General features: G+C 54.2%; 18 protein-coding genes and 1 pseudogene. 13 read left to right on the top strand and 6 right to left on the bottom strand.

Annotated features, from left to right (window positions below):
* The first annotated feature begins 23 nt into the window (after positions 1-23).
* Genes OGY17_RS11705 through OGY17_RS11690 form a run of 4 tightly spaced genes read left to right on the top strand, consistent with a single transcriptional unit; the run spans position 24 to position 3,850 of the window.
* Complete coding sequence (locus OGY17_RS11705; protein WP_008784784.1) at positions 24-1,046, top strand: ABC transporter permease; 1,023 nt, start codon at positions 24-26, stop codon at positions 1,044-1,046.
* On the top strand, positions 1,043-1,939 hold the full coding sequence (gene ddpC, locus OGY17_RS11700; protein ID WP_286607269.1) for a D,D-dipeptide ABC transporter permease: 897 nt from the start codon (positions 1,043-1,045) through the stop codon (positions 1,937-1,939). The genes OGY17_RS11705 and ddpC overlap by 4 nt, the downstream gene beginning before the upstream one ends.
* Positions 1,936-2,922 carry an ABC transporter ATP-binding protein gene (locus OGY17_RS11695; RefSeq protein WP_191214661.1) on the top strand — a complete coding sequence of 329 codons (987 nt, stop codon included), beginning with the start codon at positions 1,936-1,938 and terminating at the stop codon, positions 2,920-2,922. The genes ddpC and OGY17_RS11695 overlap by 4 nt, the downstream gene beginning before the upstream one ends.
* A complete protein-coding gene (locus OGY17_RS11690) occupies positions 2,915-3,850 on the top strand; it encodes an ABC transporter ATP-binding protein (protein ID WP_008784787.1) in 936 nt (311 codons plus the stop codon). Before OGY17_RS11695 ends, OGY17_RS11690 begins: the two co-directional genes overlap by 8 nt.
* 19 nt (positions 3,851-3,869) lie before the next feature.
* Here OGY17_RS11690 and OGY17_RS11685 read toward each other — a convergent pair whose 3' ends face one another.
* A complete protein-coding gene (locus OGY17_RS11685; RefSeq protein ID WP_003020016.1) occupies positions 3,870-4,760 on the bottom strand; it encodes a LysR family transcriptional regulator in 891 nt (296 codons plus the stop codon).
* A 142-nt stretch (positions 4,761-4,902) separates the two neighbouring features.
* Here OGY17_RS11685 and OGY17_RS11680 point away from each other — a divergent pair, with 142 nt between their 5' ends.
* The 6 genes from OGY17_RS11680 to OGY17_RS11655 are packed head-to-tail and all read left to right on the top strand — an operon-like array spanning position 4,903 to position 10,612.
* Positions 4,903-5,610, top strand: coding sequence for a CoA transferase subunit A (locus OGY17_RS11680; RefSeq protein ID WP_008784788.1), 708 nt, complete (start codon positions 4,903-4,905; stop codon positions 5,608-5,610).
* A 2-nt stretch (positions 5,611-5,612) separates the two neighbouring features.
* Positions 5,613-6,269: a CoA transferase subunit B gene (locus tag OGY17_RS11675; protein ID WP_191214660.1), complete on the top strand. Its 657-nt coding sequence runs from the start codon at positions 5,613-5,615 to the stop codon at positions 6,267-6,269.
* Positions 6,270-6,279: 10 nt separating this feature from the next.
* Positions 6,280-7,485, top strand: a complete 1,206-nt coding sequence (locus tag OGY17_RS11670) for an acetyl-CoA C-acetyltransferase (RefSeq protein WP_286607265.1) — start codon at positions 6,280-6,282, stop codon at positions 7,483-7,485.
* Positions 7,475-8,398 carry a 3-hydroxyacyl-CoA dehydrogenase family protein gene (locus OGY17_RS11665; RefSeq protein ID WP_191214658.1) on the top strand — a complete coding sequence of 308 codons (924 nt, stop codon included), beginning with the start codon at positions 7,475-7,477 and terminating at the stop codon, positions 8,396-8,398. Before OGY17_RS11670 ends, OGY17_RS11665 begins: the two co-directional genes overlap by 11 nt.
* A gap of 37 nt (positions 8,399-8,435) precedes the next feature.
* Entirely contained in the window at positions 8,436-9,830 is a 1,395-nt protein-coding gene (locus OGY17_RS11660) for a GntP family permease (RefSeq protein ID WP_196776256.1), read from the top strand.
* An 11-nt stretch (positions 9,831-9,841) separates the two neighbouring features.
* Positions 9,842-10,612: a 3-hydroxybutyrate dehydrogenase gene (locus OGY17_RS11655; RefSeq protein ID WP_008784792.1), complete on the top strand. Its 771-nt coding sequence runs from the start codon at positions 9,842-9,844 to the stop codon at positions 10,610-10,612.
* 84 nt (positions 10,613-10,696) lie between these two features.
* Here the strand turns inward: OGY17_RS11655 and OGY17_RS11650 are convergent, their stop codons facing one another.
* A complete protein-coding gene (locus tag OGY17_RS11650) occupies positions 10,697-11,128 on the bottom strand; it encodes an OsmC family protein (protein ID WP_005126807.1) in 432 nt (143 codons plus the stop codon).
* 227 nt (positions 11,129-11,355) lie between these two features.
* On the opposite strand from OGY17_RS11650, the gene sra reads away from it, so the two are divergent.
* From sra to OGY17_RS11635, 3 genes are all read left to right on the top strand, one after another.
* Complete coding sequence (gene sra / locus OGY17_RS11645; RefSeq protein WP_003833009.1) at positions 11,356-11,496, top strand: stationary-phase-induced ribosome-associated protein; 141 nt, start codon at positions 11,356-11,358, stop codon at positions 11,494-11,496.
* Positions 11,497-11,675: 179 nt separating this feature from the next.
* Complete coding sequence (gene maeA, locus OGY17_RS11640; protein WP_003833011.1) at positions 11,676-13,373, top strand: malate dehydrogenase; 1,698 nt, start codon at positions 11,676-11,678, stop codon at positions 13,371-13,373.
* 309 nt (positions 13,374-13,682) lie between these two features.
* Positions 13,683-15,398 (top strand): ABC-F family ATP-binding cassette domain-containing protein, encoded by a 1,716-nt coding sequence (locus OGY17_RS11635; protein WP_286607261.1) that lies wholly within the window; start codon positions 13,683-13,685, stop codon positions 15,396-15,398.
* Between the two features lie 80 nt (positions 15,399-15,478).
* Here OGY17_RS11635 and OGY17_RS11630 read toward each other — a convergent pair.
* The 4 genes and pseudogenes from OGY17_RS11630 to fdnG all read right to left on the bottom strand — a co-directional run.
* Positions 15,479-16,079, bottom strand: a pseudogene (locus OGY17_RS11630) (inorganic diphosphatase); the annotation flags it as partial.
* Positions 16,080-16,211: 132 nt separating this feature from the next.
* A complete protein-coding gene (gene fdnI, locus OGY17_RS11625) occupies positions 16,212-16,868 on the bottom strand; it encodes a formate dehydrogenase-N subunit gamma (protein WP_003020054.1) in 657 nt (218 codons plus the stop codon).
* The gene (gene fdnH / locus OGY17_RS11620) at positions 16,861-17,745 is read right to left on the bottom strand and encodes a formate dehydrogenase N subunit beta (protein WP_003833024.1); all 885 of its coding nucleotides are present in this window, start codon (positions 17,743-17,745) and stop codon (positions 16,861-16,863) included. The genes fdnI and fdnH overlap by 8 nt, the downstream gene beginning before the upstream one ends.
* Positions 17,746-17,758: 13 nt before the next feature.
* Positions 17,759-20,806 (bottom strand): formate dehydrogenase-N subunit alpha, encoded by a 3,048-nt coding sequence (gene fdnG / locus OGY17_RS11615; protein WP_095533095.1) that lies wholly within the window; start codon positions 20,804-20,806, stop codon positions 17,759-17,761.
* Positions 20,807-20,809 lie beyond the last annotated feature (3 nt).

Raw genomic sequence — 20,809 nt, 5'->3', positions numbered from 1 at the left:
TCTGGCTCCGCAAGGGGAAGCTAATGACGTTCTGGAGTATTTTACGCCAGCGATGCTGGGGACTTATTCTGGTGGTTATCGGTGTTTGCGTAATCACCTTTATTATTTCACACCTGATACCTGGCGACCCCGCGCGGCTGCTGGCGGGCGATCGCGCCAGTGATGAAATTGTCGAAAATATTCGCCAACAGTTGGGGCTGAATCAGCCGCTGTATGTCCAGTTTTTTCGCTATGTCAGCGATATTTTTCACGGCGATTTAGGCATATCCATTCGCACCGGGCGTCCGGTACTGGATGAGCTGCGCATTTTCTTCCCCGCGACCCTTGAATTGGCTTTCTGCTCTTTGTTGCTGGCGCTGGTGATAGGTATCCCGCTGGGTATTTTGTCTGCGGTCTGGCGTAACCGCTGGCTTGATCACCTTGTTCGGCTAATGGCAATTACCGGTATCTCCACGCCTGCATTCTGGCTGGGGCTGGGGGTTATCGTGCTGTTTTACGGTCATCTGCAAATTTTACCCGGCGGTGGGCGTTTAGACGACTGGCTGGATCCACCTGCTCACGTCACCGGTTTCTACCTGATTGATGCTCTGCTGGAAGGCAACGGCGAAGTCTTTTTCAATGCGCTTCAGCACCTGATTTTGCCATCGCTGACATTGGCTTTTGTACATCTTGGGATCGTTGCTCGTCAGATTCGTTCCGCCATGCTGGAGCAACTGAGTGAAGATTACATACGTACCGCCCGCGCCAGCGGGCTCCCGGGCTGGTACATCGTGCTGTGCTATGCATTGCCTAACGCACTTATCCCATCAATCACCGTCCTCGGCCTGGCGCTGGGCGATCTGCTCTACGGTGCGGTTTTGACCGAAACGGTCTTTGCCTGGCCTGGCATGGGTGCCTGGGTGGTGACCTCAATTCAGGCACTCGACTTCCCGGCGGTAATGGGATTTGCGGTGGTGGTCTCGTTCGCCTATGTGCTGGTCAACTTGGTGGTGGATTTACTTTATCTGTGGGTAGACCCTCGAATTGGACGTGGAGGTGCTGAATGATGCTCACACAAGAAACACCGACCCACCCTCAGTCAGCACGTCGCCGCACGGACTGGGCTAAACTGTTCTGGATGATGAAAAGTAGCCCGCTGACGCTGGTTGGCGGGGTCATCATCGTATTGATACTGCTGCTGATGGTGCTGTCGCCGTGGATAACACCCCACGATCCGAATGCCATCAATTTGAGTGCGCGCCTGCTGCCCCCGTCAGCCGCTCACTGGTTTGGAACCGATGAAGTCGGTCGCGATCTGTTCAGCCGCGTTCTGGTAGGAAGTCAGCAATCTGTCGTTGCGGGTCTGGTGGTAGTGGGTATCGCCGGGGGATTGGGTTCACTGCTGGGTTGCTTGTCGGGTGTCATGGGCGGGCGTGCCGACGCGATAATTATGCGGATGATGGACATTATGCTGTCCATTCCTTCGCTGGTGCTGACGATGGCGTTAGCCGCCGCGCTGGGTCCAAGCCTGTTTAACGCCATGCTGGCGATTGCAATCGTCCGTATCCCTTTCTATGTACGCCTCGCCCGTGGTCAGACGTTAGTGGTACGCCAGTTTACTTTTGTACAGGCTGCCCGGACCTACGGCGCTTCACGCTGGCATCTGATTAGCTGGCACATTTTACGCAATTCTCTGCCGCCGCTCATTGTTCAGGCGTCGCTGGATATCGGCAGTGCGATCCTGATGGCTGCCACGCTCGGGTTTATCGGTCTGGGCGCCCAGCAGCCCAGCGCTGAATGGGGGGCGATGGTCGCAATTGGCCGCAATTACGTGCTTGATCAGTGGTGGTATTGTGCTTTTCCCGGCGCCGCCATTCTGATTACCGCCGTGGGCTTTAATCTCTTTGGCGATGGTATTCGCGATCTGCTGGATCCGAAAGCCGGAGGAAAACAGTCATGACACAACCCGTACTGGAAATCGAAGATTTGCATCTGAGTTTCCCCGGCTATAAAGCTGACGTGCATGCGCTGAACCATGTATCACTGCACATCAACCGCGGAGAAATCGTTGGTGTGGTGGGTGAATCCGGTTCCGGTAAGTCCGTGACCGCCATGCTCACCATGCGTCTGCTACCGGAGGGGAGCTATCGTATTCACCAGGGACGCGTTTCGCTGCTGGGTGAAGATGTGCTCAACGCCAGTGAGAAACAAATGCGCCAATGGCGCGGCGCACGTGTCGCAATGATCTTTCAGGAGCCCATGACGGCACTGAATCCGACCCGCCGTATCGGCCAGCAAATGGTGGAGGTGATCCGCCATCATCAGGCGTTAAGCCGCACGGATGCCCGCCAGAAAGCCGTCGCTCTACTCGAAGAGATGCAAATCCCGGACGCGCCGGAGGTCATGAAACGATTTCCGTTTGAGCTTTCCGGCGGTATGCGCCAACGCGTGATGATTGCGCTGGCCTTTTCGTGCGAGCCGGAGCTTATCATTGCCGATGAACCGACCACCGCACTGGACGTCACGGTGCAGCTGCAGGTGCTGCGTTTACTGAAGCTAAAAGCACGCGCCAGCGGAACAGCCGTATTATTTATCAGCCATGATATGGCGGTGGTTTCACAGTTATGCGACCGGTTGTACGTCATGTATGCCGGGAGCGTGATTGAGAGTGGCCCGACGCAAACCGTTATTCAACGTCCGACGCACCCCTATTCCATCGGCTTGCTGAAATGTGCGCCGGAACACGGCGAACCGCGCACATTGCTGCCCGCCATTCCCGGCACCGTGCCGAACCTAACCTGCTTACCTGCCGGATGCACGTTTCGCGAGCGCTGCTTTGCAGCTGGTCCTCGTTGTGAAGAAACGCCGGTGTTAAGTAGTCAGGGAGGTGCAGATCAACAATCTGCCTGCTGGTATCCGCAACTGGAGACAACACATGTCTGATTTTTTACTGGCGCTGCAGGATGTTCATGTCAACTTTCCTGCGCGTAAAAACTGGCTTGGCAAGGTTACGGAACGGGTGCATGCGCTCAACGGTCTGGATTTACATATTCGCCAGGGTGAAACGCTGGGGATTGTTGGCGAATCCGGCTGTGGAAAAAGTACGCTGGCGCAACTGTTGATGGGCATGTTGAAACCCAGTCAGGGAAGCTATTCTCGCCGTGGTGATAAGCAGCATAACGGTATGCAAATGGTCTTTCAGGACCCTCTTTCATCACTGGACCCGCGCTTACCGGTGTGGCGGATAATTACCGAACCGGTGTGGATCCAAAAACGGAGCCCGGAGCGTGAACGACGCATGCTTGCCGAGGATTTGGCACGGCAGGTAGGCATTCGTCCTGAATATCTCGACCGATTGCCGCACGCGTTTTCCGGTGGACAGCGCCAACGTATTGCTATTGCCCGGGCGCTATCGTCAGAGCCGGATGTTATCGTCCTCGATGAGCCCACTTCAGCGCTGGATATCTCCGTGCAGGCGCAAATTCTCAACCTGCTGGTGTCGCTACAGGCGCGCAGAAACCTGACCTACGTATTGATATCGCATAACGTGTCGGTGGTCCGCCATATGAGCGACCGTGTGGCGGTGATGTACCTCGGGCAAATTGTTGAGCTGGGTGATGCCCAACAGGTTCTCACTCATCCCGCCCATCCGTACACACGATTATTACTGGACTCGGTACCTAAAACGGGCGCACCGCTGGCGGAAGATTTGGTGTTACGTAAGACTGAGCTACCGGGAAACCGAACGTTGCCCCAGGGCTGCTTTTTCCGTGACAGATGTCCATTGGCAACCCACGGTTGTGAGAAGAAACAGGCATTGCTGAAGAGTGATACCGGATGTGACGTTCGCTGCTGGCGGGCGGTTACATGACCTGAGCCGTTGAGAAAAGTCAGGTGCGATACGCCTTTTTCAGTGAGTCCACCAGCACTTCGGAAGCGGTAGATAATTTATGATGCGCCGAACGCAAAACCCCGATCCGACGCTGAATCACCGGCGTATCCAGATCGATACAGGTTGCGCCTAACTCTGTCATTTGCGTGCGGCATAGTGCAGGTACGGCGCTACCGCCCAGACCGTTAGCCACCAGACGGCCAACGGTCACCAACTGGTGGCTCTCCAGCGCTACTTCCAGCGTATGTCCGCTTTGCACCAGTTGTTCTTCCAGCATCAGCCGCACGGCGGACGGGCGTTGCAGGGTGATAAAATCCAGCGTCAGCAGTTCGCGCCACGCAATACGATCCCTGTCCGCCAGTCGACAGGTTGGCGGCACAATCGCGATAAAACGATCCACGCCGAGCGGCGTGAAATGCAGATGTCCCGAATAGTCCGGCTCGAAGGCTATGCCCATCTCGACCCGCCCTTCACTGACCATTTCAATCACGTGTTCATTAATTACATCGTGAACCGTTACGTTGATACCGGAATAAGAATCACGAAATGTTTTCAGTACCGATGGCAGGACGTTAGCGGCAAATGAGGGCATGGCGGCGATCGATATTTTACCGCGCTGCAGCGTAAAGCGCTGGCGCATGGCTTCTTCCGTATTCTCCCAGTCCGCCAGCAGCTGTCGCCCCATATTCAGCAGCGTTTCTCCCTCCTGCGTCAGGGTCACTTTGCGAGTTGTTCTTAACAGTAACGCCCCGCCCAGCGAATCTTCCAGTCCTTTAATCGCTAGGCTTAACGCGGGTTGCGACATATTCAGTCTTTCGCTGGCATGAGCAAAATTCAGAGTGTGAGCTACCGCTAAAAACGCGCGTAACTGTTTGATGCTCATTCCCATTTCGCATTCCTTTAACTTGTTGAATACCTTTAATTAACATTAAATTGATAAAAAAACCCAATGAGTGAGTCACAAATTTAAAATTAACAAATCATTTTTCACCCCCAATGATGTCGGCAAGGACAACTGGGGAGGCAAGTGTATGGCTGGACTGGATAAACGTGTTGCCACTTATCAAGAGGCGCTGGAAGGACTGACCGACAACATGACGCTGCTGGCAGGTGGTTTTGGTCTATGTGGGATCCCTGAAAACCTGATTACCGAAGTACGCCGTCGGGAGGTTCAGGGACTTACCGTTGTATCAAACAACTGCGGCGTGGATGGCTTTGGCCTTGGCGTGCTGCTGGAAACGCGTCAGGTGCGCAAAGTGGTCGCGTCCTATGTGGGGGAAAACGCCCTGTTTGAGAAACAGGTGCTTAGCGGCGAACTGGAAGCCATCCTGACGCCACAGGGTACGCTGGCAGAGCAGTTGCGCGCGGGCGGCGCGGGGATCCCGGCATTTTTTACCGCGACCGGATATGGAACCCCCGTGGCGGAAGGGAAAGAGGTTCGCGAGTTTGCCGGACGCCCTTACATCCTTGAGCAGGCGATAACCGGTGATTTTGCGTTGGTTAAAGGCTGGAAAGCCGACTGGTACGGCAACATCATCTATCGCCACACCGCACAGAATTTTAATCCGCTGATGGCCGCCGCCGGGCGCATTACCGTCGTGGAAGTCGAAGAGATTGTCCCTCCCGGAGAACTGGACCCTGCTGCGATTCACACTCCCGGAATTTTCGTTAACCGCATCATTCAGGGGCAGTTTGAAAAACGTATTGAACAACGCACCCTGCGCCAGAAAGGAGCCTGACCATGTTAACGCGTGAACAAATGGCGATGCGCGTCGCCCGCGAGCTGCGCGACGGATATTACGTCAACCTTGGGATCGGCATTCCCACGCTGGTGGCAAATTACATCCCTGATGGCATGGACGTGATGCTGCAATCAGAAAACGGTTTGCTGGGTATGGGCCCGTTTCCCACAGAAGACGAAATTGATGCCGACATGATCAACGCCGGGAAACAGACAGTGACGGCGCGCAAAGGCGCGGCGATTTTCGACTCGGCGCAATCCTTCGCCATGATCCGCGGCGGCCACGTTGATCTGACGGTGCTCGGTGCGTTTGAAGTCGATGTTAACGGCAATATCGCCTCATGGATGATCCCCGGAAAAATGGTGAAAGGCATGGGCGGCGCGATGGACCTGGTTGCCGGAGCTGACAATATCATTGTGGTAATGACCCATGCTTCCAAAAACGGTGAGTCCAAACTGCTTCCCGCCTGCACCTTGCCGCTGACCGGCGTGGCCTGCATCAAACGTGTGCTTACCGACCTGGCTCTGCTGGAAATTGCCGACGGTGCGTTCATTCTGCGTGAGCGTGCACCGGGCATCAGCGTGGATGAAATTGTCGCCAGAACCGCCGGCAAGCTGATCGTTCCCGAAACTGTCCCCGAAATGCACTTTAGCTGAGGAGCTGACCATGCAGGATGTTGTCATTGTCGCGGCAACGCGCACCCCGATTGGCAGTTTTCATGGCGTGCTGGCACCACTTTCCGCCGTGGAGTTAGGCACGGCGGTAGTCCGTTCGCTGCTGGAAAAAACGGCTGTGGCACCTGAGCAAATCGATGAGGTGATCTTAGGTCAGGTTTTGACTGCGGGCTGCGGCCAGAATCCAGCCAGACAAACGGCGTTACGGGCAGGACTGCCGGTCACCACGCCCGCGTTAACCATCAACCTGCTGTGTGGCTCAGGTTTGAAGGCGGTGCATCAGGCTGTACAGGCGATTCGCTGTGGCGATGCGCAAATCGTGATCGCCGGAGGCCAGGAGAGCATGAGCAATGCGCCCTATTTTCTCGACGGCGCGCGGGCCGGTTTGCGGTTGGGTCATGCCAGTATGAAAGACAGCGTGGTGCAGGACGGCCTGTGGGATGCGTTCAACGACTATCACATGGGTATTACTGCCGAAAATCTGGCGGATAAGTTCGTAATCAGTCGTGAGCAGCAGGATGCTTTTGCCCTGCACTCCCAGCAAAAAGCCGCCGCCGCCATTGAAGCGGGTCGTTTTAACGCGGAAATCACGCCGGTTAACGTCCCGCGGGGCAAAAAGCCGCCACGTGTGGTGGATCGTGACGAACAACCTCGTCCGGATACTCAGGCCGAAAAGCTGGCGCAACTTAAACCGGCGTTTCGTCCGGGTAACGGCACGGTGACCGCCGGAAATGCATCATCCATCAATGATGGTGCCGCCGCGGTGATGTTGATGAGCGCCGCCAAAGCCGCAGAACTCAATTTGCCGGTGCTTGCCCGGGTGGCAGGCTACGCGATTTCTGGCGTCGATCCCGCCATTATGGGGATTGGGCCGGTAGAAGCGTCACTCCAGTGCCTGAAGCGTGCTGGCTGGACGCTAAATGACGTGGATCTTATCGAAGCCAACGAAGCCTTTGCCGCGCAAGCGCTGGCGGTTGGTGAATCCCTGAACTGGGACAGCAACCGAGTAAACGTGAACGGCGGTGCGATTGCGCTGGGGCACCCGATTGGCACATCAGGTTGCCGAATTCTGGTGACTCTGCTGCATGAAATGGCGCGTAGCAACGCAGCCAAAGGATTGGCTACGCTGTGCGTAGGTGGCGGTCAAGGTGTGGCGCTGGCGGTAGAACGTCCGCAGGGGGTAGCTCATGCAAAGTAAGCCTATCTGCATTCTGGGTGCGGGGTTAATGGGTGTCGGCATTGCTACCCACTTCGCCCGTTTTGGTTACGATGTCTGGTTATACGATACCGATAGCAGCCGAATTGCAGAAATAAGCGGAGTTGCTGGCGGTATCCTGGATGAGCTGATTGTCACTGATCAATTTGCAATTGGTGAAAAAACGTCGGTCGTGGCTCGCCTGCACGGCACAACCTCACTACAGGATATTGCCGCATGCCGGTTACTGATTGAAGCGATCCCGGAGCGGCTCGAACTCAAACACGCACTGTATGCGCAACTGGAAGAGCTGATCGCGCCGGAGGCCGTTATTGCCAGTAATACCAGCGGCCTGCCGCCGGATGCGCTGGCAGAAAAACTCGCCCATCCTGAACGGTTGCTGATCGCCCATTTCTGGCACCCGCCACATTTTATTCCGCTGGTCGAAATTGTACCTGGCACCGCAACGAAGCCAGAGTATCTCCATGAATTGCAACAACAACTGATCGCGATGCAACTTGAGGCCGTGGTGCTCGACCGCGCCGCTCCAGGGTTTGTTGGCAATCGACTGCAGTTTGCTCTGCTGCGTGAAGCGCTACATATCGTTAAAAGCGGCATCGCCAGCGCAGAAGTGGTTGATCAGGTGATGCGCGCCTCGCTCGGACGTCGCTATGCAATGGTCGGTCCGCTGGAGGCTGCTGATATGACCGGACTTTCTACGGTGCAGGACATTTGTCGGCATCTGCTCCCGGAACTGGCAACCGGCAGCGACATGATGACGCTGGTCGCTGGCAAGGTCGCCAACGGTAATACCGGTGTACGCAGTGGTCAGGGTTTTTATCACTGGGATGATTCGCGCAAGGAATACATCCAGCAACGCAGGGAGCATCAGCTGCGTTTTGCCCTGAAACCATAACGTCTCTTTCTGTACCCCAATATAATAATAAGGAGTCATGATGAGTGTATTAATCGCCCTGGCAGCGCTGGGCCTGCTGATGCTGGCAGCCTATCGCGGATACAGCGTTATCCTGTTTGCCCCCATCGCGGCATTAGGTGCTGTATTACTCACTGAACCCAGCGCCGTCGGCCCTGCTTTCACCGGCCTGTTTATGGAAAAAATGGTCGGTTTTGTGAAGCTTTACTTCCCGGTGTTCTTGCTGGGGGCAGTGTTTGGCAAGTTAATCGAGTTATCTGGGTTTTCACGTTCCATTGTTGCCGCCGCTATCAACATTCTCGGCCGTCGCCATGCCATTCCGGTTATTGTGCTGGTATGTGCGCTGTTGACCTACGGCGGCGTATCGCTGTTCGTCGTGGCGTTTGCGGTGTATCCGTTCGCGGCCGAACTGTTCCGTCAGAGCAATATCCCGAAGCGGCTGATCCCGGCAACCGTTGCGCTGGGCGCGTTCTCCTTCACCATGGATGCCCTGCCAGGCACACCGCAGATCCAGAACATTATTCCGACCAGTTTCTTCGGTACCAACGCCTGGGCCGCGCCGTGGCTGGGTCTGATAGGTTCCGTGTTTATCATCGTTGTTGGTCTGGTTTATCTCGAACGTCAGCGTCGTAAAGCGCAGGCAAAGAATGAAGGCTATGGGACTGAACTGTTAAACGAGCCGGAAACGCCGGATAACATTAATCTGCCGAACCCGATCATCGCGATCTCTCCGCTGATCCTGGTTGGGGTATTTAACCTGCTGTTTACCCGCTGGATCCCGCAATGGTATGGCGCCACGCATCAACTGGAGCTTCCAGGTCTCGCCAAACCGATTACCACCGAAGTCGGTAAAATCACTGCTATCTGGGCAGTGGAAGCGGCGCTGATTTCTGGGATCCTGTTGGTGGTGCTCTTCGGCTATCGCAACATTAAAGGTCGCCTGGCGGAAGGCAGCAGAACGGCGGTTGGCGGCGCGATCCTCGCGGCGATGAACACCGCGTCAGAGTACGGTTTTGGCGCAGTGATCGCCGCCCTGCCAGGTTTCCTTGTACTGTCAAAAGCACTGGCGGCTATTCCTGACCCGCTGCTCAATGAAGCTATCAGTATCACTACGCTCGCCGGGATCACCGGTTCGGCGTCTGGCGGGATGAGTATTGCCCTTGCCGCCATGTCTGACACCTTTATCGCGGCCGCTCACGCTGCCAATATCCCACTTGAAGTCTTTCACCGCGTGGCGTCTATGGCCAGCGGCGGTATGGACACCCTGCCGCATAACGGCGCAGTCATTACCTTATTAGCTATCACCGGTCTCAGCCACCGTCAGGCGTATGGCGGAATTTTTGCTATTACCGTCATTAAAAGTCTGGCCGTACTGTTTGTCATCGGCGTCTTCTACACCACCGGAATTGTTTAAGGAGAATCATCATGAACTTAACGGGAAAAACCGCCCTGGTTACCGGCTCGACCAGCGGTATCGGATTAGGTATCGCACAGGTGCTGGCGCAATCGGGCGCCACCCTGATCCTCAACGGGTTTGGTGATGTGGATACCGCCAAAGACGCTGTTGCGCAATATGGCAAAACGCCAGGTTATCATGGAGCGGATCTGAGCGATGAAGCGCAAATTGCCGACATGATGCGCTATGCCGAGAGCGAATTCGGCGGTGTTGATATTCTGGTCAACAATGCGGGGATCCAGCATGTATCCCCGGTGGAAACCTTCCCGGTTGATAAATGGAACGCAATTATCGCTATTAATCTCTCTTCCGTTTTTCACACCACGCGTCTGGCGCTTCCTGGTATGCGCGCGCGAAACTGGGGGCGCATCATTAATATCGCTTCTGTTCACGGCCTGGTGGCCTCAAAAGAGAAATCTGCCTACGTAGCGGCGAAGCACGGCGTGGTGGGATTCACCAAGACCATCGCACTGGAAACCGCGCAGACGGGTGTCACCTGCAATGCGCTGTGTCCCGGTTGGGTGCTCACGCCGTTGGTTCAGCAGCAGATCGATAAGCGTATTGCCGAAGGCGCAGAGCCTGAGGCTGCGCGTGACGCCCTGCTGGCGGAAAAGCAGCCGTCGCGCGAATTCGTCACGCCGGAACAGTTAGGTGAGCTGGCACTATTTCTGTGTTCAGACGGTGCGGCGCAGGTGCGCGGCGTGGCGTGGAATATGGATGGCGGTTGGGTAGCGCAATAACATCATCAGGTGCCGGATAAGACTGACTTACATCCGGCACAATCGTAGGCCGGATAAAACGCAGTCGCATCCGGCACGCCACGATTAAGACTTCAGCTGATAATCCAGCGTAATTTCCGCGTTCAGTACCTGCGATACCGGGCATCCGGCTTTTGCTTTCTGGATGATGCCGTCAAACGTGGCGGCGTCTATCCCCGGCACGCTCACCTGGCTATGCAACGCGACTTTAGTGATCGCAAACCCGGCATCTACTTTATCCAGAGAAACATCGGCAGTGGTATCAATGGCATCTGGTGTAAACCCTGCTTCGCCCAGCATCAGCGAAAGTGCCATCGAGAAGCAGGCTGCATGGGCCGCGCCAATCAATTCTTCAGGATTGGTGCCTTTCACACCTTCAAATCGTGTATTAAACCCATACGGTTGCTGATTCAACACGCCACTTTCGGTCGACACAGTGCCTTTGCCGCGCTTAATGTCGCCTTCCCAGTGTGCCTGACCTTTCTTATGGATAGTCATTACCGCTCTCCTGTATTGTCGTCGGAGTTACTAGTATAGGACGGCTGAGAAAAAGCATGTTACATACGGGATAGTTCTCATTTGCCGCTTAAGCATTGACCTTTCAGATAAAATGACCGACCATCCAGAAAGCCGTTATGTTGAACATCGGCTTTATATCAGGTTGTATTTCGTCCGTTCTCATACGGGCTCGCCCTTGAAACCAGTAACAGGATTAAGGAGTTAGAATGAAATCGAACCGTCAGGCCCGTCATATTCTCGGACTGGACCACAAAATCTCAAATCAACGTAAAATCGTGACCGAAGGTGACAAAACCAACGTGGTCAATAATCCTACTGGAAGAAAGCGCCGCACTGACGGCAAGTAGCCTTTCGCACGTCTGACTGAGTAACGAGATAAACACCATTGCAACCGCAGTGGTGTTTTTGCTTATAAAACCCCTTAACCCATTCACAATGCTTTATACTTCGCCCGTTTCCCTGGCGGACAGGCCACATACGATCATAAAGAGCGCCAGGGACGGTTATTCAAAAAAGAGTGAGTGACATGGAAAACGAAACCAAAAAACTGCGTTCCCTTTACATCCCCTACGCTGGCCCGGTACTGCTGGAATTCCCTTTACTGAATAAAGGGAGCGCCTTCAGTGTGGAAGAACGCCGTAACTTCAACCTGCTGGGGTTACTGCCGGAAGTGGTCGAGACGATTGAGGAACAGGCTGAACGCGCCTGGATCCAATATCAGGGATTCAAAACCGAAATCGACAAACATATTTACCTGCGCAACATCCAGGACACCAACGAAACCCTGTTTTACCGACTGGTGCATAATCACCTGGATGAGATGATGCCAGTTATCTATACCCCAACGGTCGGCGCGGCCTGTGAGCGTTTCTCTGAGATTTATCGTCGTGCGCGCGGCGTGTTTATCTCTTATCAGAACCGCCACAATATGGACGATATCCTGCAAAACGTCCCTAACCACAATATCAAGGTCATCGTTGTCACCGATGGCGAACGTATTTTAGGTCTTGGCGATCAGGGGATCGGCGGGATGGGTATTCCAATCGGTAAACTGTCGCTATATACCGCATGTGGCGGAATTAGCCCGGCCTATACTCTTCCGGTGGTACTGGACGTGGGGACCAACAACCAGCAACTGCTGAACGATCCGCTGTATATGGGCTGGCGCAATCCGCGTATCACTGATGATGAATACTACGAATTCGTTGATGAATTCATCCAGGCCGTGAAGCATCGCTGGCCGGACGTGCTGTTGCAGTTTGAAGATTTCGCCCAGAAAAACGCTATGCCACTGCTGACCCGTTATCGTGATGAAATTTGCTCGTTTAACGACGATATTCAGGGCACCGCGGCGGTTACTGTCGGTACGCTGATTGCGGCTAGCCGCGCGGCCGGTAGCCAGTTGAGCGAACAGAACATCGTCTTCCTCGGTGCGGGTTCAGCCGGTTGCGGGATCGCCGAGCAGATCATTGCGCAGATCCAGCGTGAAGGTTTAAGCGAAGAAGCGGCACGTCAACGCGTATTCATGGTCGACCGCTTCGGCCTGTTAACAGACAAAATGCCGAACCTGCTCTCCTTCCAGACCAAACTGGTGCAAAAACGCGAAAATCTCCAGCATTGGGATACCCAAGAAGATGTGCTGTCGTTGCTCGATGTGGTCCGCAACGTTAAGCCGGATATCCTGATCGGCGTTTCCGGACAAACCGGCCTGTTTACCGAAGAGATCATCCGCGAAATGCACAAGCATTGTCCGCGTCCGATCGTCATGCCGTTGTCTAACCCCACTTCCCGTGTTGAAGCTACACCACAGGATATTATCGCCTGGACCGAAGGTAACGCGCTGGTTGCGACCGGTAGTCCATTCGCACCGGTACTGTGGAAAGATAAAATTTACCCAATCGCCCAGTGTAACAACGCCTATATCTTCCCGGGTATCGGCCTGGGTGTGATTGCGTCTGGCGCGTCGCGCATCACTGATGAAATGCTGATGTCGGCGAGTGAAACGCTGGCGCAGTATTCACCGCTGGTGCTCAACGGTGAAGGTCTGGTGCTACCGGAACTGAAAGATATTCAGACCGTTTCTCGCGCCATTGCCTTTGCCGTCGGTAAAATGGCTCAGCAGCAAGGTGTGGCAGTGAAAACCTCCGCCGAAGCGCTGCAACAGGCAATTGACGATAATTTCTGGCAGGCAGAATATCGCGACTACCGTCGTACCTCTATTTGACGGTTTGCCCGGCGGCACACTGCTGCCGGGCGTTCAACACTTGCGCTTTTGCGTAACTTACGATTACACTTTCACCACCGATTAACATTCTGAAAAATAAAAGGAGGATACTTATGCTGTACTGTGAACGTTTTATCGTTTCACATGCTTTTGGCGATCGCCAGTGCTCAAGCGTTATCGGTATCGTGCTGCGATAACTTCTGCTTGAGCGAAGCTAACTTCTAAATCCCCTTCTCTCGGGCTTACCGGGTTATCGTCAGCGATGTTTGACGAGGCGTTTTCACGCCTGTAACTCTTGAGTAAGCAACAATGAGCACATTACTAACCGCACAATCCTTACACGTTGATACGGCATTCGGCACGCTATTCGACGATCTTTCCTTTACCCTGAAAAAAGGCGACCGCATCGGGCTTATCGGTTACAACGGCTGCGGCAAAAGCACGCTGTTAAAACTGCTCGATGGCACGATCTCGCCCACCAGTGGGGCAATCGCGCAGGCGAATCACTGCCATCTCGCGCGTGTAGAACAACATCTACCTGACGATATACTGCCGCTTACGCTGCAGGAAGCCGTTCTCGCTCAACTTCCCGAGCATGAACGCGCAGCTCAGCAGTGGCGGGTTGAAGCACTGCTTGCCGAAATGGGTTTTACGCCAGAGAATTTATCTCTGACTGCGCAAACATTGAGCGGTGGCCAGCACACGCGCTTGCTATTAGCGCGGGCACTGATGCGTAATCCTGACCTGCTGCTGCTGGATGAACCGGGTAACCACCTGGATTTGCCTACATTACTGTGGCTTGAGCAGTTCTTACAGAACTGGTCTGGCAGTTTTGTGGTGGTCTCCCACGACCCGCAACTGCTGGACGCGGTGACTCATGGAACCTGGATCTTGCGCGATCGCACTCTCCATGCGTTTGATCTACCCTGTAGCGCGGCGCGTCAGGCTCTGGCAGAAAGAGATGTCAGTGATGCTCTGCGCCACAAGGCTGAGCAAAAAGAGATAGACCGGGTGACTGCCAGCGCCAAACGGCTGGCAACCTGGGGGCAGGTCTACGACAACGAAGATCTCTCCCGCAAGGCCAAGCAGATGGAAAAACAGGTACAGCGCCTGAAAGAGGTGCAAACAGAACTAACGTCAGGAAGTCAGTGGACACTAACATTGCAGGGTGATGCCCTGCGTGCAGATCGTTTGCTGGAGATGACCAATCTGTCTGTAGCCCCTGCTCCCGGTTCAGATACACTGTTTTCCATTGCCGGTATCCGGTTAAAAAGCGGCGATCGCGTGGCGATTGTCGGGCGTAACGGTTGCGGGAAATCATCGCTGTTAAGGCTTATCTGGCAACAGTTTCAGTCACAGCTGGCATCACCTTCACTGGTGTTACACCCGCGCGTTACCCTGGGTTATTACGACCAGACGCTGCATCAGCTTGCCGATAACGATTCATTGTTTGACGCGCTGGAAGCGTTTGCCCCGCAGCCTGATATTCGCAAGATGGCGTTGATTAGCGCGGGATTTCCGTGGGTTCGTCATGCGCAGCGAGTCAGCACGTTAAGCGGCGGTGAGCGCTCCCGGTTACTGTTTGTTGGGTTGACGCTTGCGCGCTACAGTCTGCTGATGCTCGATGAACCGACCAACCATCTGGATATGGAAGGCAAAGAGGCGCTGGCAGAAACGCTACAAAGCTATAACGGCGGCGTGTTGCTGGTCAGTCACGACCGGCAGCTTATCAGCCAAAGCTGCAACCGGTTCTGGTTAATCGACAATGGCGAACTCAGTGAATGGCACGATCTTGATGCGGTCAATGCGCGTATTCGGGAAACGTCCGCGGAGATAACCGTTCCCAAAACGGTGACTGAAGCGAAAACTGAAATAAGCGGTGACAGCGATAGATTGCTGGAACAACTTCTCGATCTTGAGCAGCGTCTGGCCGACGATCTCGCTCGCAAGCCGAAACATCAAAAACCGTTGTTACAGGCGCAATGGCGCAAGGAGATTGAACGTCTGAACGCACAACTGGAGTAATCTTTATTGCCGGATGGCGCAAGCTTATCCGGCCTACATCAGCAAAATGCGCGTGTAGGCCAGCCATCCGGCAATGCGTTATTGCTGCGGTTTTTTCTCTTTCCAGGCATCCCAGGCCTGTTTGATCTCTTGCTTTGCCGTAGCGGCGTCATTGAAACCGTTTAATTCGACCTTCTTGCGCCCTTCCGGCAGATCTTTGTACACGCGGAAGAAAGATTCCAGACGTTGAACTTCAATCTTGGGCAGATCGCTCAACTCTTTGATGTCGTCATAAGTGGGGTCAATTTTACTGGCCGGAACGGCGACAATTTTGTCGTCCTTTTCACCGCCGTCGATCATCTTCAGTACGCCAATAGCACGCAGCTTAATCAACGTTCCCGGAGCCAGCGGCGCACGGGTATAAAAAATGACATCCAGCGGGTCACCGTCACCGGCTAAAGACTGGGTGAGTGAACCGTAGTTGGCGGGATAGGCAACCGGCATTGACTGGAAGCGATCGGCAACGATAAAACCGGTTTTGGCGTCGGTTTCATATTTAATCATTCCACCTGCCGGAATTTCGGTTACGGCATAAAACTCTTCCGGGTTGTTCTCCGGCTGAGGAAATTCGAGGATGTTCTGCGCCTGTGCTGAAGCACAAAGAAACACGCTGACTGCGAGTAATTTTTTCACCAGATGCATTGTCTTTTAACTCTTCTATTATCGGAAAGACAACACCTTACGTTCAGCAGATGACAGAAACATGACGTTTTTTTGGCAAAAAAAAAATGGCGCTACCGATGTAGCGCCATTGCGTAGAGGGAACATCAGGGATTAGTTAACCCCCTCCTCGCTCTCTTTTTTCGCCTCTTGTCTTTCAACTTCGCGATACCAACGTGGGTGATGTTTCTTCGCCCAGCGACGGCTCACTTTCCCTTCGACCATACCTTTAATCGATCCTTTCACCCAGAATGCCATATACATATGGATGAGGATGGCGTGCATCAGGATAATCCCCGCCGCCGCATGGATCAGCAGGCTATAGCGCACGACCTGCATCGGGAAGAACTGCGCGAAGTACGGACGCCAGATAATGATACCGGTAATCAGCAGCACGAAAATCATGCTCATAATCGACCAGAACATCATTTTCTGCCCAGCGTTGTATTTGCCCACATCCGCCACTTTGTGTTCATTGCCTTTCAGTACTTCCACAATGTTTTTCAGCCACGGAATATCTTTCTTATCCGGGATATTGTGGTGCACAAAGCGTACAAACATGAACATCAGCGCCACGAAGATCAGTATGCCGAAGAACGGGTGCAAAATGCGGCCCATCTGCGGCGTACCGAAGGTTTGCGTCAGCCATTGCAGAGTCGGGAAGAAAAATGAAATCCCCGACAGAGCCACCAGGAAGAAGCAGATCACCACCGTCCAGTGACAGGCGCGGTCGATAAATTTCGTGCGCACAATCATTTTCGATTTACTCATGATGATCCTCCTCGTCGTCGTCCACTTCCTTATTCGGACCAATACCAATGTAGTGGTAAATCAGTCCGGCGAAAGTGGCGATAAATCCGGCAGCGGCCAGCGGCTTCAGCGCCCCTTTCCACAGATTGATAGAGGTATCTATCTGCGGGTCTTTTGGCAGGCCGTGATACAGTTCAGGCTGGTTGGCATGATGCAGAACGTACATGACGTGCGTGCCGCCCACACCTTCCGGGTTGTAAAGACCGGCATGTTCAAAACCGCGTGCCTTCAGTTTGGCCACACGCTGTTCACCCATTTCCAGCATTTCCTGCTTGGTGCCGAAATGTATTGCCCCGGTAGGACACGTTTTCACGCAGGCAGGTTCCTGCCCGACGCTGACGCGGTCCACACACAACGTACATTTATACACCCGGTTATCCTCTTTATTGAGGCGCGGAATATTAAATGGACACCCGGCAATACAGTAGCCGCAGCCAATGCAGTGCTCTGACTGGAAATCGACAATCCCGTTGGCGTACTGGATGATGGCCCCGGCAGACGGGCACGCCTTCAGGCAGCCCGGATCTTCACAGTGCATACAGCCGTCTTTACGAATCAACCACTCCAGCTTGCCGTTCTGTTCGGTTTCGGTAAATCGCATCACCGTCCAGGACTTGGCGCTGAGATCGGCAGGGTTGTCATAAACCCCGACGCAGTGGCCTACCTCATCGCGGATATCGTTCCACTCTGAGCATGCCACCTGACAGGCTTTACAGCCTATGCAGGTGGAAACGTCGATCAGCTTCGCGACCTCTGCTTTGTAATCACGAGCCTGAGGCGGCGGCGTGATGGAGTTTGTTGCGGACCGTTTGATGATGTCCTGCGTTTCCATAGACATATGTTCGCCTCCCTTACGCCTTCTCGATGTTAACTAAAAACGCTTTGTATTCCGGCGTTTGCGAGTTTGCATCACCGACGTTCGGCGTCAGGGTGTTGGCGATAAAGCCTTTACGCGCGACTCCTTCAAAGCCCCAGTGGATTGGGATCCCAACCGTTTCTACCTGCTGACCGTTGACGTTCAGGGTACGCAGACGACGAGTGACCACGGCAACTGCGCGAATAAATCCACGTTTGCTGCTGACTTTCACGTGATCGCCGTTGTTGATCCCCTTCGCTGCCGCCAGCGTTTCGCTGATTTCCACAAACTGCTCCGGCTGGGCAATCGCATTCAATAATGCGTGCTTGGTCCAGGTATGGAAATGTTCGGTCAGACGATAGGTCGTCCCGACGTACGGGAAGTCCTGTTTCGTGCCCATACGGAGTTTATCCGCTTCGTACAGACGCGCTGCCGGGTTGGAGATCACATTCGGGTGCAGCGGGTTAGTGCCAAGCGGCGTTTCCATCGGCTCGTAGTGTTCCGGGAACGGACCTTCCGCCATCTTATCGATAGCAAACAGACGCCCCAGCCCTTCCGGCTGCATGATAAACGGATTGGTGCCACTGCCCGGTGCTGCGGTATTGAAGTCAGGGATATCGTTCCCCGTCCACTTCGTACCGTTCCACTGGATAAGCATGCGTTTTGGATCCCACGGTTTACCCTGCGGATCCGCCGAAGCGCGGTTATACAGCACGCGACGGTTCAGCGGCCATGCCCAGGCCCAGCCCAACGTATTACCGAGGCCTGACGGGTCGGCGTTATCGCGATTGGCCATCTGGTTGCCCTGCTCGGTCCAGCTGCCGGTATAAATCCAGCAGGATGATGACGTAGAACCATCATCGCGCAGCAGCGCAAAGCTGTTGAGCAACTGACCTTTCTTCGCAACCAGCACGCCGTTGGCATCATAGAGATCTTCCAGCGCATAGCCGTTGTTCTCTTTCGCCACTTCTTCGGAGTGCGGTTCGTCCGGCTGCTTATAGTTCCAGCTCATTTTCAGAACGGGTTCTACAGCTTTACCGCCTTCAGTGCGATACATGTCGCGCAGGCGGTGGTAAATACCGGCAAGGATCTCGCCGTCGTTGCGGGCTTCACCCGGTGCGTCCTGACCTTTCCAGTGCCACTGCAGCCAGCGGCCGGAGTTGGCGATGGAGCCGTCTTCTTCCGCAAAGCAGGTAGAAGGCAAACGGAAAACTTCGGTCTGAATCGACGCCGGATCAACGTCGTTTGATTCACCGTGGTTCTGCCAGAACGTTGAAGTTTCGGTCACCAGCGGATCGATAACCACCAGATACTTCAGTTTGCTGAGGCTCTGCACCACTTTGTTTTTGTCCGGGAAGGACGCAACAGGGTTAAAGCCCTGACAGATGTAGCCGGTGACTTTCCCGCTATCCATCATGTTGAAGTATTTAATGACGTCGTAGGACTGATCCCACTTCGGCAGCCACTCAAAGCCCCAGTCATTTTCTTTCTGCGCTGCATTGCCGTAGAAAGATTTCATCAGGCTGACGAAGAACTTCGGATAGTTGCCCCAGTAGTTAACCTGATCGGCCAATGTCGCTTTTGGCGTGTTTGCGGCCAGATAGGTTTGCAGGTCTGTCTGTTTCTCTGACGGCAGCGTCAGGTAGCCTGGCAGGCTGGTAGAGAGCAGACCTAAGTCGGTTAACCCTTGAATGTTGGAGTGGCCGCGCAAGGCGTTGACACCGCCACCTGCCATACCCATGTTGCCGAGCAGCAACTGGATCATCGCCATGGTGCGGATGTTCTGTGCCCCGACGGTATGCTGAGTCCAACCCAGCGCGTACAGGAACGTGGTGGTGCGATCGGCTGCGCTGGTGGAAGCCAGCACTTCGCAGACTTTCAGGAAGTCTTCTTTCGGCGTACCACAAATATTTTCCACCACATCCGGCGTGTAGCGGGAAACGTGCTGTTTTAGCAGGTTCCAGACACAGCGAGGATGGCTTAACGTTTCATCGCGTTTCGCGTAGCCGTTTTCATCGAACTGGTAGTTCCAGGACGATTTATCGTATTGGCGTTTTTTCGCGTCATACCCGCTGAACAGACCGTCTTCAAAAGCATAGTCATCCCGCACCAGCAGGCTGGCGTTGGTGTAATGCTTAACGTATTCAGCGTTAATTTTGTTGTTTTCAATCAGGTACAGCAAGACGCCGGACAGGAACGTAATGTCCGTGCCGGAACGAATTGGCGCATAGATATCCGCCACCGAAGCTGTACGTGTAAAACGAGGGTCAACAACAATCAGCGTGGCATCATTGTTGTTTTTGGCTTCCATCGCCCAGCGGAATCCCACTGGATGTGCTTCAGCGGCGTTACCGCCCATCACCATCACGACGTTAGCGTTTTTAATATCAACCCAGTGGTTGGTCATCGCACCGCGACCAAATGTTGGAGCAAGACTTGCTACCGTTGGTCCGTGTCAGACGCGCGCCTGGTTGTCTACTGCCAGCATGCCGAGTGAGCGCACAAATTTTTGCGTCAGCATACCGGTTTCATTACTTGCCGCAGATGCACACAGCATCCCGGTTGAAAGCCAGCGGTTTACCGTTACGCCCTGCTCATTCTTCTCAATAAAGTTGGCGTCACGGTCAGTTTTCATCAGCTTCGCGATACGGGTGAATGCTTCATCCCAGCTGATACGCTGCCATTTGTCGGAACCTGGTGCACGGTATTCCGGGTAACGCAGACGGTTTTCACTGTGCACGTAATCCAGTAATCCTGCGCCCTTAGGACATAATGCCCCACGGCTCACCGGATGATCCGGATCCCCTTCAATATGGTAAATCGACTCTTTGGCGTTTTTTGCTCCATCTCCCAGGCTATACATTAATAGCCCGCAACCTACGGAACAGTATGTGCAGGTGTTTCGGATCTCTTTGGCGCGTAACAGCTTATAGTTTCGCGCCTGAGCCAGTGCCATTTTGGGTGCAAAACCCAGAGCAGCTACTGTTGTTCCCGCCATACCGCCCGCGCAGATTTTAAAAAATTGTCTGCGGCTGACGTCCATTGC

This window comes from Citrobacter sp. Cpo126 (genome assembly GCF_030332445.1).
Lineage (GTDB): Bacteria > Pseudomonadota > Gammaproteobacteria > Enterobacterales > Enterobacteriaceae > Citrobacter > Citrobacter portucalensis.
Note: the sequence above shows the minus strand (reverse complement) of the source record. Positions and strands in the feature narration are given on the sequence as shown.